This is a genomic window from Emticicia aquatica (genome assembly GCF_923079645.1).
GTDB classification, from domain to species: Bacteria; Bacteroidota; Bacteroidia; order Cytophagales; family Spirosomataceae; genus Emticicia; species Emticicia aquatica.
Genome location: NZ_CAKLPY010000001.1, coordinates 2,213,560 through 2,229,269 on the forward strand (window position 1 = coordinate 2,213,560; position 15,710 = coordinate 2,229,269).

Sequence of the window (15,710 nt, forward strand, 5' to 3'; positions counted from 1 at the left end):
TCCTAAAATATATGATGATTTACAATCCAAAAGATTGGTGGAAACTAATTTTTTATTTTCACAAAGCTGACACATTTCGCAAACTTTTACCCGCCATGCTAGGTGTAATGGCATATACGGCTGTATTTTCTTATTTAGAAAATGACGTATTTCATTTCATGCCAATCAAAAATCCGCTTGCTGTTCACTCGTTGGTTGGCTTTGTTTTATCATTATTGTTAGTTTTTCGTACTAATAGCTCATACGATAGATGGTGGGAAGGACGAAAAATTTGGGGAAGTTTCACTAATAATTCTCGAAATCTTGCACTAAAACTCAATGCATTTTTACCAGAAAACCATGAAAGTAAAGAAGTTTTCAGGGTTTTGATTGGCAACTATTTACAAGCCGTAAAAGACCATTTGCGAGATAATACAAATCCAAAACATTTAGCATTCGTTAATAAATTTGACGAATCATTCTACGAAAATCACAAACATATGCCGAACCGAATCGGGCAAGCCATTTATTTAGAAATCAATCAATTAGCCAAAAATGGTTTATTAAATCCTGAGCAACTTTTGATTTTGAATACTGAATTAACTTCATTTACTGATAATCTTGGAGCTTGCGAAAGGATAAAAAATACGCCAATTCCATCTTCATACAATATATTTATCAAAAAAATGATTTTTTTGTATGTTTTCACCATGCCAATTGGTTTTGTGTTAGAATTCAAATATTGGGCAATTCCGATCGTTACTTTGGTTTTTTACGCTTTTGCTGGAATTGAAATGATAGCAGAAGAAATTGAAGACCCGTTTGGAACCGACAATAATGATTTGGCTTTAGATACAATTGTTAAAAATGTAAAAGGAAATTTAGCTGAGATTCTCAGAAATTAAAATTGTTTCATCTTCACATTGAATAAAACATTTCTAGCAACCAATCGTTTATAATTTACGTCATTACTATCAACAAATACTTATCAAAATATGAAGACATTTTGGATTAAACTATTGGTTATTAGTGTTTTATTGAATTTCATAGCTTGTAAAAAAGACACTTTAGAGCCAACTGATAACACCACAAACACAACTAATAGTCCAAACGAAGCTGCCAATAGTTGGGTTTATGACCAAATGAAAGAATGGTATTTGTGGGCTGATTTGCTTCCCGAAAAAGCAAAAACTGATTTAACTTTGGTAACAGGAAAAGATGGAGAAAACGATATTAAAAAGTATTATTTTTACTCTTTACTCAATGATTATCCAAATACAGACCGTTTTTCATGGATAAATGAAAATATTACCGATCTCACCAATTCTTTAGGTGGCGTAAGCACTTCATTTGGATTTACAAGAACTGCCGTTTATTTAGATAACACCCAAACAACGGTTGGATTTTTTGTTTCTTATGTAATTCTAAATAGTCCAGCCGAAAAAGCAGGAATGAAAAGAGGAGATATTATTTTAACAATTAATGGCACTCAAATTGACAAAAATAACTACGCTACCCTACTTGCCAGCACAGAAACAGCTACTTTTGGATTGGGCGAATTAAAAAATGGAGCTTTTGTATCATCAGGAAAAACCTTACAAGCCACAAAAGCTGTCGTTCAAAATGACCCAGTACATTTCTGGAAAGTAATCGAAAAGGGTGATAAAAAAATTGGTTATTTGGTTTATACACAATTTATCTCTGAATATGATGCTAAGTTAAAAACTATTTTTGGAGAATTTAAAGCCCAAGGAGTCAACGAATTAATCTTAGATTTACGTTTAAATGGCGGTGGTTATATCAGTTCTGCTGATTTAATTTCTTCGCTCATTGTAAAAAACCTAAACACCAATAATATAATTCATCAAGACGAATGGAATGCAAATATTACTAAAAAATATACGTCATATTCAACACCAACCAAGTTTAGTAATCAAGCCAATAATTTAGGAACACTTAATCGTCTATTCGTTTTGACTTCAAACGGCACTGCATCTGCAAGCGAACTTGTCATTAATAGTCTAAGACCTTATATGGATGTTATTATTATTGGCGACCATACTTATGGTAAAAATGTTGGTTCAATAACCATAAAAGATGCTTCCAAACCTGTTCGTTGGTCTTGGGGATTGCAACCAATTGTGCTGAGAACGAAAAACTCAAAAGGAGAATCTGATTACGGCACTAAAGATGGATTTACGCCAAATTATTTAGTAAAAGACAACATTTATCCATATAAACCTTGGGGTGATGAATCAGAACCTTTGTTTAAAAAGGCGTTAGAAGTAATTACTGGAGTGACAATTCCTGCGGAGGTAACGGTAAATGCTAGACGTTCGACAAGAGAATTAAACTCGCAAGTGTTAGAGCTACATGAATCTGACAATCCAGATTTGAAACTAAAAGATATGTTTGTTTCATTTCCAAAATGATTCTAAAATAGATAAACAAAAATGCCCTCGAAGTGATCGAGGGCATTTTTTATGATTAAATTTTATGATTATTTTACATCAAAAGAACCACGTCCGATGCTGAATCCTTCAGAATATAATTCGATTGAATATTTACCTTTAGAGTAATTAGAACCACGAGCATAAATAAAATCTACATTCTGACCAGAATTATCATACATAACCGATTGTTTCGCTGTATAAACCATTTCTTTTCCACCAAACATAAACGCACCCGAACCAGTTGCCATGTCAGAAATACAATTTCCTTGTGGGTCAAGCATACGCATATATATTACTTTATTTTCTGTTTTAGTCAACGGATTTTCAGATAATTTGAAAGAAATTTTGACTTTCTCTACACGTTTTGCTTTGTATTCACCACCATCACGCTCTTTACCACGAGAATTAATAGCATTAACCGATACATTCATAGCTTTCAAGGCTGCCGCAAGTGTTACTTTTTCCGAAAGCTCTTTGTTTTTAACAGTTGTAGCATAAACCGAATCTGCTAACGCTTGTTTATCAGTTTTTAAGCTCGAAATGTTTGATTTAAGGTCTGTATTTTCACTGCCTAAAGTTTTCACTTCTGTTGTCAATTGAGCATTTTCTTGTCTCAATTTAGCTATTTCAACATCTTTTGCAGTCAAAGCAGCTTCATAACCTTTGATTTTATTTTCAAAGTCTCTGATACTTACGTTTTTTGAATTAACCAAATTCTTTTTATCTCTTTCCAACTGAGCTTTAAGTGCTTCCAAATCAGCAACTTGGCCACCAAGTGAAGTAATTTCTGCTATTTTGGCATCTAATTGCGTCGAAATTGAGTCTAATTTTGTATTAGTTAGCAACAATTCCTTTGTTTTAGTTGAAATATCAACATTTTTCGCATCAATATCTTGGCGAGCATTAAAATAAAGGAAACCAAAAAGGGCTGCTAAAGCACAGGCTAATACTAGGCCGGCCGTCATCGCCGTATTACTTTTTCTTTCTTGCATTTGTTCCATAGGAATGAGTATTAAGTATTTAATTTACAGGTTTATTAACGGCAAAGTTATGTTTTTATTGAAACTATTTATATTTTAAAGATAAAAAGTTCCTATTTTTTTTATATAATAATCAATGAATGACTATTTTGCAAAAAGTTCATGGTTGTTTATCACAAATCTTAGGTAAAATTTCCTAATAAATATAAATCAGAATGGCACTCATCACCAAAAAGAAAATACCTTTCAAAATATCTCCACGTTTACGCAAGTATTTAGTTAAATATGGACGAGAAAAAGTATTACCAATCAAATACAGCGATTTACTTCGGTTTGACAATGCCTTTCCGCTTTATGACAAAAAGGGTAAAGATACCCTTTGGGAAACCGTCATGTATCCACAAAACGACCTTGAAGAAATATATGAAGCTCTAAAAATAATCTATGCCGATTTAAAAACCGACGGCGATGCATCTGTAATTAAGCACCTAGTGGTTGATAGAGTTGATACCTGCACTTACGCCAACACCAAGCCTTTCCGAATCAGAATTGTAAATAAAATAAACGATAACCATGATTATTTTTATATAAAATTGGCTGATGCTTCTCGTATTTATGGCTTAGAGTTAGAACATTTATTATCGCCCAATGTGATGGGCTATTGCACGCATGAGGATACTTTGGTTGAAGAACATATTGCAGGAATCCCAGCCGACCAATTTATGAATAATCATTTAAATGATGCCAATTTTAATCCTATTCGACTAAGTAAAGAATTTATTAAGTTTAATGAACGTTGTTTTGTAAGACTTTTAGGCGATATGCACTCATCAAACTTTGTAATTATTGTTACGCCAGATTTTGAAGATTTTCACTACCGATTGCGTGCGATTGATTTTGACCAACAATCTTATGAGTCGTCGAAATCTGTTTATATGCCTCAATATTTCAAGCAAAATAATGCAATGATTGCAATGGGCATGAAATATCTCACGCCCGAATCGGTGCATCAATACCAAGCTGAAGAACGTACACTTATTGCAAATCGTTTGAAAGAAGAAAAAATCCGTATGCACGATTTAATCGAAACCATGAAAAAAGACACGCTTTCCCTTCCTGAAAATCTTGAATCGCTCAAACATGATTTATCTCGTCATTACCACAATCAAGAATTTTTGAGTTGCAGAAGTATGGGCGAAGTAGTCGAATTAAGTTTAAAATTGGTCTTAGTTCACTAATTTTTCCAAACTGACCAAAATAACAATAACCAAGCGGCAACCAATAATGTACCACCAATGGGTGCAACTGCTCCAAAAACATTGATTCCTGTGAAACAAATCAAATATAATGAGCTACTAAAAATCAACGTACCTGCCAAGAAGCAATATCCGCTATAATTGATTGTTTTGGAACGAAATTCTTTTGATAAAATCCCAACTAAAACCAATGCTAAGGCATGATAAAATTGGTATCGCACACCCGTTTCAAAGGTTTCAAATCGACCGCTTGCCAATAACATCGGTTTGAGTGCATGAGCTCCAAAAGCACCAACCATCACGCCAACTGCTCCCAAAAATGAGCCTGCTTGTAAAAAAAGTTTATTCATTATAATATGATTTTAAATTGATGCGTGAAATTACATAAAATTGACATTTGAATAAGCTCAATTCTTTGAGCTTAAAATTTATTTTGCTTATCTAAGGTAATTTTGAAAAATCAATCACAGGTTTAATATTTTGATTTGGCCTAGAAAACTTTTGATTGAGCAATGTATTATCACTAAAAAAACCACAATTTCTTAGATAAAATTTTCCGTTTTTAGTACCACCGCCATAATCTTTTCGATAACCTTTTCTAGCAGTATTATCAGCAGTAAAAGTTACCTGATTCAGTTCTTTCCAACCATTTTTTGAATCATAAATCCATTGGTTATCAAAATACCCCATGCGTTCTTGATTACCTGTTTCAGGTATGAAATTTTCAAGGAACGAATACAAATTTTTTAGGTAAGTTGACGTTTTAGGACGTTTAAAACTTGCAATCAAAAGCCATTTGTTTTCTTCAGGTGCAAAAAAATAAGCTGAATAAATCGTATAATTATCACTCGTTGGTTTCCCTTGAAGTAAAAATTTATATGTGTTATCTGCTTTCCAATTATACTTTAAATAACTCTGACCGCCCGAACCTTCATTGCCAAATTCGCCTGTATAAACATTTGTTCCTTTTTTGAGTAGTAATATTTTTTGGTCTTGAGGAATCGTTTCTGGATTATCTGTTTCAAAAGGACTCCAAACAGAAAATAAAATTCTACGCTCTTTTTCAGAGTTTACTTGCATTCCGAAATATCCTTCGCCAAATCCGTTTGCCATAAAATATGAACCAATTACATCATTATTTTTGGGAACCGTAATTTCATTATAAAACCATTCAATTTCATTGTTTTTATTGGTTTCATAACGTAAATGTACCGAAGGCCCTCGCCTTCCCCAATAAAAGAAATTTCCTTCATTATTCTTGACAAATGATAATGCAGGTGAAATGGCTGTACCGCTTACGGCCATATTTGAAATTGTCCCAAAAGTGGTTTCTGTTTTGGAAATGCCAATAATATCAACTGAAATATACCCAGCTTTTACGATATTCCATTCTCCAACAAACTGTTCTTTTTCAGTATTTCCCTCCGCCTCTACATTGATACTTTTGTTTAATATTTTTACTAAAATCTTGCTTTTCCCTCCATTTCCCGTCAAAAAAAGCGATAATTTAATTGTACCTGTTTGTTCAACTTTAAAATAAGTTCGGCAAATTGTTTGTTTACTATCCCAATTTGAAAACCCATTTTCATCAATATTTCCACCATTTGAAGTCCAAGCATTTCCTCCAATTGGAATAATTTGCTTATTAATATCATGTTCTTTGGGAATATTTTTTGAAACTTTTTCAGCTTTACATTGAGAAAAAAGACAAATAATAAGGAATACTAAGTAGTTAAATTTCATTTCGGATATAGTAAATTGTTGTAATTTGTGTGAAGTTAATTAAAAAAGAAATCTATCGGAACTTTATCAAAATAAATTTAGTTGTATATACATACAATGTGAATGTATTTATTAATCCGACAATAAAAATGAAAAATATAAAATCAGTTCAACAGGTGTTAGCTCCACCGCCAGCCCATATGGTTGGAGATGGATTTAGGGTTCATAATTTTTTCCCAAGTGGGTATAATATGGGTTTACAACGCATGAGTCCATTTTTTATGCTTGATTATAACTCAAAAGTCGATTTTTCACCAAAAGATGAGCCAAGAGGCGTGGGAGTACATCCGCATCGTGGTTTTGAAACAGTGACAATTGCTTATCAAGGTAAAGTTGCACATCATGATAGTAGCGGTAATCAAGGTGTTATTGGCGAAGGCGATGTACAATGGATGACTGCAGGAAGTGGTGTTTTACACAAAGAATACCACGAAAAAGAATTCAGTAAAAATGGTGGATTATTCCAAATGGTTCAGCTTTGGGTTAATTTGCCAGCTAAATACAAAATGACACCACCAAAATATCAAGGAATTGAAAATAGTCAATTAGGAAAATATTATTTACCTGATAATCAAGGACTTGTAGAAGTTATTGCTGGTGAATATAATGGAATCAATGGTGCCGCTTCAACTTTTACACCAATGAATATGTACAATATTCGAGTTAAAAAAGGAACTTTATTAGATATTTCATTAGTTGAAAAACATAATACAGGAATTTTGGTGATTGAAGGGAATGCCAAAATAAACGAAGCAGAAACCGCTCCAACAGACCATTTTGTTCTTTTCAGAAATGATGGCACTGAAGTTAAAATAGAAGCTCTCGAAGATTCGGTTTTATTGGTTTTAAGTGGTGAACCAATCAATGAACCAATTGTACCTTACGGCCCTTTTTTGATGAATTCTAAAGCCGAAATCTTGCAAGCGTATGACGATTTAGCAAAAGGAAAATTTGGCGTTTTAGAAGATTAATCAATTTAGGTGAATGAATGATTTTTTGCCATTAGCATTTTACAAATTTGAACCATGAAAAGAAAAGATTTTTTGAAAACAATTGGCGTTTTACCTTTCTCAAATATGAACTTAAATGAATTAAAGAATATTTCGGACGAATTTCCGAAATCTGACAAAATGCCAATCGTGTTTATTGGACATGGAAGTCCAATGAATGCATTGGCAGATAATAAATTTACGGATAGTTTGGCTCTTTTGGGCAAAAGTATCGAAACGCCTAAAGCAATTTTGGTGATTTCAGCTCATTGGTTAACAATGAATAAAACTTACGTTTCGGTAAATCCATTTCCAAAAACAATTTATGATTTCGGAGGTTTTCCAGAAGCCTTGTATAAAGTAAAATATGAACCAAAAGGCTCACCTGAAATGGCCCGTGAAGTGATAAAAGAGGTTAAATCAATCGGAATTTTGGAAGAACATCAGATGGGTCTCGACCATGGTGCTTGGACAGTCTTGCGTCATATTTATCCTGAAGCCAATATTCCAACTTTTCAAATGAGTATTGATTATTCAAAGCCACCACAATATCATTTTGAACTAGCAAAAGAGTTACAAAATCTTAGAAATAAAGGAGTTTTAATACTTTCAAGTGGAAACATTGTGCATAATTTACGTCAAGTAAAATGGGGAGAAACCGACCCAAAACCATTTGATTGGGCATTGGAATTTGACACAATCGTAAAAAATAAAATTGACCAAAGAAAATTTGCTGATTTAGCCGACTTCAATGCTTTTGGAAAAGTGGGAACTATGGCTCATCCATTTTATGACCACTATTTGCCCATGGTTTATAGTGCTGGACTCATTCAGCCAAAAGAGGAAATTAAATATACTTTTGAAGGGATTGAAATGGGAAGCATCAGCATGAGATGTTTTCAAGCTGGATAATGCTAACTGCGAGATTTGGCAAATGTTTTCACCAAATCTCGCAATTAATTATTTGTTGTAAATTCTATTACCGAAAATCTTACTGCCAACCCGAATCATCGAGCTACCTTCTTCGATGGCAATGGCATAATCGCCACTCATGCCCATTGAAAGAATTTTAATAGTCGAATATTTAGCCGATAATGTTGAATAAAAAACTTTTAATTTAGCGAATTCTTTTCGGATTTGGGTTTCATCATCGGTAAGAGTTGTCATTCCCATTAAACCTACAATTCTTATGTTTGGCAAATTTTTAAAATTCTCAGGTTCTAAAATTTCCAAACACTCCAACTCCGTCATTCCACTTTTAGTATCTTCTTCAGCAATATAAATTTGAAGCAAACAATCTATTATTCTATTATTTTTTGCAGCTTGTTTATTGATTTCCTGCAATAATTTAAAACTATCAACCGAGTGAATCAAGCTAACGAATGGAGCTATATATTTTACTTTATTTGATTGTAAATGCCCAATAAAATGCCATTCAATATCTTTCGGCATGGTTTCGTATTTTTCAACTAATTCCTGCACATAATTTTCGCCAAAACGCTTGAAACCAACGTTATATGCTTCCATGAGCATTTCAACGGGTTTTGTCTTAGAAACCGCAATGAGTGTTACATTTTTTCCTTCGATTTCCTGTTCGATAAATCGAATATTTTCTACAATTGGCATAAAAATTAAGTTTTCTTATATGGGTTTTGTTGGAAAATCTTTTCCTGATACCCATTTATCTTCAAGAAGCAACGCAAGTTTGGTAAATATCGTACCAATCTTCTCGACTCAATTTGATTGACGACGCACTCGCAGCATTTCTAATGCGTGTTTCTGACAACGAACCAATAATTGGCAAAGTGCCGAGTTGCATTAACCATGCAACGGCTGTTTGTTCAACATTGGCATCGTATTTTTTACCGATTGCTTCTAATTTTGTTTTTAAAACAGCCGATTTTCCTTCTTTTCCATCCAAAATCTCGCCTCCTGCCAATGGAGCCCAAGCTAAAGGTTTACTAAAACTTTGCTTGATAAAATCCAAACGTCCATCTTCAATAGCCGAAATATTCATCAAGTTTAGTTCAATATGATTCGTTACGATTGGAATTGTTAAGTAAGAAGCTAATAATTGGTGTTGAAAAGCCGTAAAATTAGCAACTCCGATATGTTTTACCTTTCCTGAATTAACAATTTCTGCCAAAACCATTGCTGTTTGCTCTGGATCGGCTAAAAAATCGCTTTGATTTAGCAGAAAAATATCTAAGTAATCAGTTTTTAAATTTTTCAGTGAATTTTCAACACTATTTACAATATAATTAGGTGAATTATCGAAATAACTTACTTTTCCATTACTAGATTTGCGAATACCGCATTTACTAAACAAAACAATATCTTCACGCTTAAAAGATTTATTGCTAATGATTTTCCCAAAATGCTCTTCAATGGTAAAATCACCGTAAATATCGGCGTGGTCAAACGTATTTATACCTAAATCCAAGCATAAATTGATGATTTGTTCCATTTTTGCAGTGGTATTGTCAAGATTTTCCCATCTCCAAAAACCATAAATTGCCTCCGATACTTTCGGGCCAGAATCGCTTAGATATACTTTTTTCATGTTGTACAAGAATTTTATTAAGTGCAGTAAAGATAATAGATTTAATTTAGAGGTTATTCAAAAAATTTATTTCTGATTCCTAAATCTATCAATGATGTCCGTAATTTTTTTCGCCAGCCTTTATTTCAATTGATAATTGATTTTGTTTGGGTGGCAACGGACAAGTTGCATACGGCGTAAACGCACAAGGTGGATTATAAGCTTTATTAAAATCAAGATATGTAACACCTTCACTATCAGGCTTTTCCGCTGTCAAAAAACGACCAGAACCATACGTTTCCACTTTATTTGTTTTGTCACCAAACAAAATAAATAAGTGTTCGCCCTCTAGAAGTGCATCCAAAGTGTAATTTTTTCCTGCAATTGTAAAATGTAGTGTTCCTGGAGAATCTTGCTGCGAAGTTTGTCCTGTAATATCAATTATCGGAATTTTCTTACCAATTGTTGGTTCAAAAGTAGCTTTTATTTTCCATTTTTCGTCAATCGGGAAAGTATCAATTCCATGAAATTCTTTTAAAAAAGGGCTTTCCAAATCTCTCAATCGAATTGCATAACGGTCGCCACGTTTTATGACAAACCAACGCAAAGACTGATGTTTTAAAGTAATATTTTTTTCTGAAGGAAAAATTTTCAACTTACCAACTGTTTGTTCGTCATTAAAAATTTCGGCATCAGCTTTGGTTTCAATATAAACTTCATTTTTTGACAAAATAAAATCACCTAAAAACGGCTTACTTTTATCTTTTGGAAATACAATTTTATTGTCAGAATTTGAGCCGAACGAATTTTTTCCTTCTTCTAGCCAAAATAATCCAGCCAAATTTAACCAACCATTTTCTTTCTTTAAATTATCAATTCGTTGCTGATGCCATGCTTTTATTTCTTTTTCGTAAGCTGAGTCTTCTTCTGTTTTTTTAAAAGCAAACAATGAAACAATGATTAGCAGGAATGATAATACCGACTTATATGGTGTTTGTTGTTGTTTTTTCATGATTTTATGATGATGTAATTTTATGCTTATAAAAATAATATAAACATTGATTCAAAACACAAAACTACACCATCATACTTAATCTACCAAATAAGTAGAATATTTATTTATTTTTATAAAATTTTGCTGATATGAATTTGCTCGCCTATTGATTCTTCAAAAAAATGATGAATCGTGAAAGTCTGCTCTGCTCCTACTTTTTGTCCAGTTTGAGCCATTAGCCACAAAATTGCCGAACCGCCGATAAGAAAAGGTACAATCCACAAAATTGAAGCATCAAGTTTTAGATTCATTCTGACAAAACCTATCATGGTGATGAAAAATGTTCCTAAGCCAAAAAGTACATAGCCCATCAAAAAAGCTGCCCAAACACTCGGATGTGGACCGTACATTCCACGAATAATTGTTTTATTTTCATCTGTTTCTTCAAAAGAAATGCTCAATTGAGGCGACCAAAAATGCTGTTGTGAAGGAATAATTCGTAATAATCCATGTGTACTAAAGACCTTTCCTTCCACAGGAAGAATGGTCTTTTCTAATCCATCAGCCAAAAGCGTGACGAGGTCATCAATTTTCTTGTCAGAAGTGATTTTAAATTTAGGACGAACTCTAAAACTAGTCATTTTGTAAAAGGTTAGAATTAGTGAATATTAACCAAATCTATTGATTGATTTTTCAACTCAAAATGATGTAAATCATATTTTTAGTAGCCATTTGCAAAATAAAAATTAAAAAGCTTCAACATTTTCGCAATATTTTGCCAAGAAAATTGCCACTTCTAAAATCCAACATTTTTACTAATTTTACGCCAAATTTTAATCTCCAAACTATTAAAGATGAAAAAAACACTATTACTATTGTGTCTTGCAAGTACAGCGATTTTTGCACAAAAGAAAGATTTTGATGACAAAGATTTGATTGCAGGAAAAACACCTCAAAATTTTTCACAAAGCCTTCCAACTATCAATCGCTGGATTGATGATGAGCGAATATTAATAACACAAAAACTTACGCCTGACGGTGAAAGTAAAACAATGGTTTTGGAGTTGAGCAGTGGAAAAATAACCGAAGCGACACCAGAAATTTTGAATCCAAAAGCAAAGCCTGTAAAATCAATCATTACCAAAAATGGCAATCTTTATTTGAAAAGTGGCAATGACGAGATTCAATTGACCAACGATAAAGCAGAAGAAAAGAATGCCCTTTTTTCGCCAGATAGTAGCTTTATTGCCTACACAAAAGAAAATAATCTTTATACATTTAGTTTTAAAAATAACAAAGAAATTCAGCTCACCAATGACGGCACAAAAACTATCTTAAATGGCTACGCTACGTGGGTTTATTGGGAAGAAATATTTGGGCGACCAACTCGTTTCCGTGCTTTTTGGTGGAGTCCTGATAGCAAAAAAATTGCTTATATGCGTTTTGACGAATCAAAAACACCGATGTTTCCACTTTATAGCAGTGAAGGACAACATGGTTTTATTGAAGAAACTCGCTATCCAAAAAGTGGTGATCCAAATCCTGAAGCAAAAGTTGGTTTTGTTTCTCCTGATGGCGGAGCTACAACTTGGGCAGATTTCAATGAAAAAGATGAACAATATTTCGGTTGGCCAGCATGGTTGCCTGATGGTAGCGGCTTAATGCTTCAATGGATAAATCGTGGAAATGACAATTTAAAACTCTACAATGTTTCTCCAAAAGATGGAAGTAAAAAGGAAATTTACAACGAAACGCAAACATCTTGGATAGGTATTGACGAAGCCGATGAACGCCTCACGATTATGGATGGTGGCAAAGAAATGATGATTATTAGCGATAAAACAGGTTGGAAACAATTGTATTTGTATGATATTAATGGAAAATTTAAAAACAATATTACTGATGGAAAATATACGGTAAAATCTGTTGAAGGAATTGACCAAAAGAACCGTGTTGTTTATTTCTATGCTCGTGGTTTAGAAAATACTGCTCGTTTCGACCTTTATAGAGTTGGATTCGATGGAAAAGGTTTAAAACGTCTCACTTTTGGTGAATTCAATAACAGAAATATCAATTTTTCGCCAAATCTAAAATACTTTATTACAACCTATTCAAATATTAATACACCAACACAAATGGCTGCTGTTGACAATAGCGGAAAATTAGTAAGAGAATTAGGCACAATAAAAGGTACGGAAATGGAAAATTATAATTTAGCCAAAACCGAACTTTTAAGAGTAAAAAGTGATGATGGAATTTATGATTTGCCTATGACCATTACTTATCCGCAAAACATGATTGCTGGTAAAAAATACCCTGTTTTGATTAGTATTTACGGTGGTCCAGATGCAGGAACAGTTTATGACCAATGGACATGGAGTGTACGTCAACAATGGTATGCAAAAGAAGGCATTATACAGGTTGCTTTAGATCATAGAGCAAGTGGGCATTTTGGAAAAGAAGGCGTTGCATATATGCACCGTAATTTGGGATATTGGGAAATGAAAGACTACAAAACTTTGGTTAAATCATTGATAGACAAAGGAATAGCAGACCCAACAAAAATTTGTATCACAGGATTTAGTTATGGTGGTTACATGAGTTGTTATGCTCTTACTTATGGAAGTGACGTTTTTACGCACGGAATGGCGGGCGGAAGCGTAACCGACTGGGGACTTTACGACAGTGCTTATACCGAAAGATATATGGATACTCCTGTCGAAAATCCAGAAGGTTATAAGTCAGCGAGTGTAATGACGCATACTGATAAATTGAAAGGCGTTTTACAAATTGTTCACGGTACAATGGATGATAATGTACACATGCAAAACAGCATTCAATTGATAAGTAAATTGCAAGACTCTAAAAAGAACTTTGAATTTATGCTTTATCCAAATGGCCGACACGGTTGGGGAGGAAACAAAGGGCTTCATTTCGATAATTTGAAAACGCAGTTTATCTACAAGCATCTTCTAGAAAAACCAATTCCAGAAGGTCTTCTAAAATAAAACATCAAAAAGGGCGTATCAGATACGCCCTTTTTATTTATCTACAAAATAATTTATTCCCAAACTACAATTTCTGATTTTTCGTACCAGCCTTCTAATTTAGTAGCAAATTCTTTTTCTATTACATTTCGTTTAATTTTAAGTGTGGGTGTCATTTTGTTATTTTCAACTGTCCATGGTTCACGCAAAACTATTAATCGCTGTACTCGTTCGTATGATTTCAAATGAGGGTTTAGGGTTTTAAGCGTAGTTTCCAAACTTTCTCTAACTACTTGTTTATCAGTTGCTTTACCCAAATCTGACAGAACAATTAAAGCAATTGGTTGAGGTAGATTTCCTCCTGCAACACATATTTGTTCAATAAAATTATTATCAGCAAAACCGAATTCGATTTGGGCTGGAGCAACATATTCTCCTTTAGATGTTTTGTACATTTCTTTTACACGACCCGTAATTTTGAGATAATTTTCGGTATCAAGTTCGCCTACATCACCTGTATGAATCCAATTATCTGCATCAATTGTTTCGGCAGTTAAAGTTGGCTCTTTATAATAACCCACCATATTCCATTTTGAACGAGTAAGAATTTCTCCATTTTCAGGAGAAATTTTCACTTCCATCCCTGGATAAAGTTTTCCAACAGTTCCATCTTTAATATTGTTTTTAGGCATCATGCAAACTGCTCCTAAATTTTCGGTCATTCCGTAGGCTTCTTGGATAACAATTCCTAATTTTCTGAACCAAACAATCAAACTATTTGGCATCGGAGCAGCTCCAGTTAAAATAACAATGGCCTTGTCTAAGCCTAATCCTTGGCGAATTTTTTTCTTTACTAAACTACTTACAATTGGTATTTTAAGTAGCGTATTTAGTTTCTTTTCGGGCATTTTGGCTAAAATTCCTAACTGAAACTTTGTCCAAATCCGTGGAACAGCCAAAAAATGGGTAGGTTTGGCATCAGCCAAGTTTTTCGCAAAACTTTCGAGCGTTTCTGCAAAATAGATTGTTCCGCCAATGGTTACAGCGGCTGCTTCAATAATGTTGCGTTCGGCGATATGACAAAGCGGTAAATACGAAAAAAAACGGCTATTCGGATAATTCAACTGAGCAATATCTCGTGTTTGATAAATTCCGTTTGACATCGCACTGTATTTCAACATTACACCTTTCGGGTTTCCTGTCGTCCCAGAAGTATAAATAATGGTAAAAACATCCTCTAAATCAGGCAAATAGTTGGTTTTTAAAGGAGCATAGTTTTTCAAAATATCATTCCATTGTACATGAGCAGCATCAGGGTTATATGTCGGAAATGATATACATTTTACATTTTCAGGAATCCCTGATTTCATTCCTGCCCAATCATCTAATTTACCTACAAAAAGCACTTCACAACCACTATGAGTAAGTACTTGATTGATTTGTGTATGTGTTAGCGTCGCATAAAATGGCACTGAAACATGACCAGCCATCATAATTGCAAAATCAGCTATGAGCCATTCGGCACAGTTTTTTGACACTAAACCAACATTACTTTTTGGAGGTAAATTTAATGACAGTAAATATGTTGCCAAACTTCTTGCTTGCTGCCCTGTTTCTTTCCATGTAAAATCTTTAAAAGTATCTCCAAAGGGTTGTCTTAAATATATATTATCTGGTGTAGTGGCTTCCCAATGGTAAAAATAATCCAATAAGGTCTTATCGGGTGAAATGTTCATAGCGTTTTAACA

General features: G+C 33.6%; 14 protein-coding genes. 6 read left to right on the plus strand and 8 right to left on the minus strand.

Annotation, left to right across the window (positions count from 1 at the left end; all coding sequences use genetic code 11):
* Positions 1-11 precede the first annotated feature (11 nt).
* Complete coding sequence (locus MJQ71_RS09475) at positions 12-884, plus strand: bestrophin family protein (RefSeq protein WP_238806335.1); 873 nt, start codon at positions 12-14, stop codon at positions 882-884.
* A 90-nt stretch (positions 885-974) separates the two neighbouring features.
* Positions 975-2,411 carry a S41 family peptidase gene (locus tag MJQ71_RS09480; RefSeq protein ID WP_238806336.1) on the plus strand — a complete coding sequence of 479 codons (1,437 nt, stop codon included), beginning with the start codon at positions 975-977 and terminating at the stop codon, positions 2,409-2,411.
* 68 nt (positions 2,412-2,479) lie between these two features.
* Here the strand turns inward: MJQ71_RS09480 and MJQ71_RS09485 are convergent, their stop codons facing one another.
* Positions 2,480-3,424: a DUF8428 domain-containing protein gene (locus tag MJQ71_RS09485; RefSeq protein WP_310587524.1), complete on the minus strand. Its 945-nt coding sequence runs from the start codon at positions 3,422-3,424 to the stop codon at positions 2,480-2,482.
* A gap of 203 nt (positions 3,425-3,627) precedes the next feature.
* On the opposite strand from MJQ71_RS09485, the gene MJQ71_RS09490 reads away from it, so the two are divergent.
* Positions 3,628-4,650, plus strand: a complete 1,023-nt coding sequence (locus tag MJQ71_RS09490; RefSeq protein WP_238806338.1) for a hypothetical protein — start codon at positions 3,628-3,630, stop codon at positions 4,648-4,650.
* Here the strand turns inward: MJQ71_RS09490 and MJQ71_RS09495 are convergent.
* Both MJQ71_RS09495 and MJQ71_RS09500 read right to left on the minus strand, forming a co-directional pair.
* On the minus strand, positions 4,647-5,018 hold the full coding sequence (locus MJQ71_RS09495; protein WP_238806339.1) for a DUF423 domain-containing protein: 372 nt from the start codon (positions 5,016-5,018) through the stop codon (positions 4,647-4,649). The genes MJQ71_RS09490 and MJQ71_RS09495 overlap by 4 nt on opposite strands.
* Before the next feature lie 91 nt (positions 5,019-5,109).
* Complete coding sequence (locus MJQ71_RS09500; protein ID WP_238806340.1) at positions 5,110-6,411, minus strand: DUF3472 domain-containing protein; 1,302 nt, start codon at positions 6,409-6,411, stop codon at positions 5,110-5,112.
* A gap of 128 nt (positions 6,412-6,539) precedes the next feature.
* Here MJQ71_RS09500 and MJQ71_RS09505 point away from each other — a divergent pair, with 128 nt between their 5' ends.
* A complete protein-coding gene (locus MJQ71_RS09505; RefSeq protein WP_238806341.1) occupies positions 6,540-7,421 on the plus strand; it encodes a pirin family protein in 882 nt (293 codons plus the stop codon).
* A gap of 54 nt (positions 7,422-7,475) precedes the next feature.
* Positions 7,476-8,351 carry a 4,5-DOPA-extradiol-dioxygenase gene (gene ygiD / locus MJQ71_RS09510; RefSeq protein WP_238806342.1) on the plus strand — a complete coding sequence of 292 codons (876 nt, stop codon included), beginning with the start codon at positions 7,476-7,478 and terminating at the stop codon, positions 8,349-8,351.
* Between the two features lie 48 nt (positions 8,352-8,399).
* Here ygiD and MJQ71_RS09515 read toward each other — a convergent pair whose 3' ends face one another.
* The 4 genes from MJQ71_RS09515 to MJQ71_RS09530 all read right to left on the minus strand — a co-directional run bounded on the left by MJQ71_RS09515 (position 8,400) and on the right by MJQ71_RS09530 (position 11,616).
* On the minus strand, positions 8,400-9,065 hold the full coding sequence (locus MJQ71_RS09515; protein ID WP_238806343.1) for a YggS family pyridoxal phosphate-dependent enzyme: 666 nt from the start codon (positions 9,063-9,065) through the stop codon (positions 8,400-8,402).
* A gap of 61 nt (positions 9,066-9,126) precedes the next feature.
* The gene (locus tag MJQ71_RS09520; protein ID WP_238806344.1) at positions 9,127-10,002 is read right to left on the minus strand and encodes an aldo/keto reductase; all 876 of its coding nucleotides are present in this window, start codon (positions 10,000-10,002) and stop codon (positions 9,127-9,129) included.
* An 88-nt stretch (positions 10,003-10,090) separates the two neighbouring features.
* Positions 10,091-10,993 carry a DUF1684 domain-containing protein gene (locus MJQ71_RS09525; protein ID WP_238806345.1) on the minus strand — a complete coding sequence of 301 codons (903 nt, stop codon included), beginning with the start codon at positions 10,991-10,993 and terminating at the stop codon, positions 10,091-10,093.
* Positions 10,994-11,106: 113 nt separating this feature from the next.
* Complete coding sequence (locus tag MJQ71_RS09530; protein WP_238806346.1) at positions 11,107-11,616, minus strand: hypothetical protein; 510 nt, start codon at positions 11,614-11,616, stop codon at positions 11,107-11,109.
* 213 nt (positions 11,617-11,829) lie between these two features.
* On the opposite strand from MJQ71_RS09530, the gene MJQ71_RS09535 reads away from it, so the two are divergent.
* Complete coding sequence (locus MJQ71_RS09535; protein WP_238806347.1) at positions 11,830-13,983, plus strand: S9 family peptidase; 2,154 nt, start codon at positions 11,830-11,832, stop codon at positions 13,981-13,983.
* Between the two features lie 53 nt (positions 13,984-14,036).
* On the opposite strand, the gene MJQ71_RS09540 is transcribed toward MJQ71_RS09535, so the two are convergent.
* Positions 14,037-15,698, minus strand: a complete 1,662-nt coding sequence (locus tag MJQ71_RS09540) for an AMP-binding protein (RefSeq protein WP_238806348.1) — start codon at positions 15,696-15,698, stop codon at positions 14,037-14,039.
* Between the last annotated feature and the right edge of the window lie 12 nt (positions 15,699-15,710).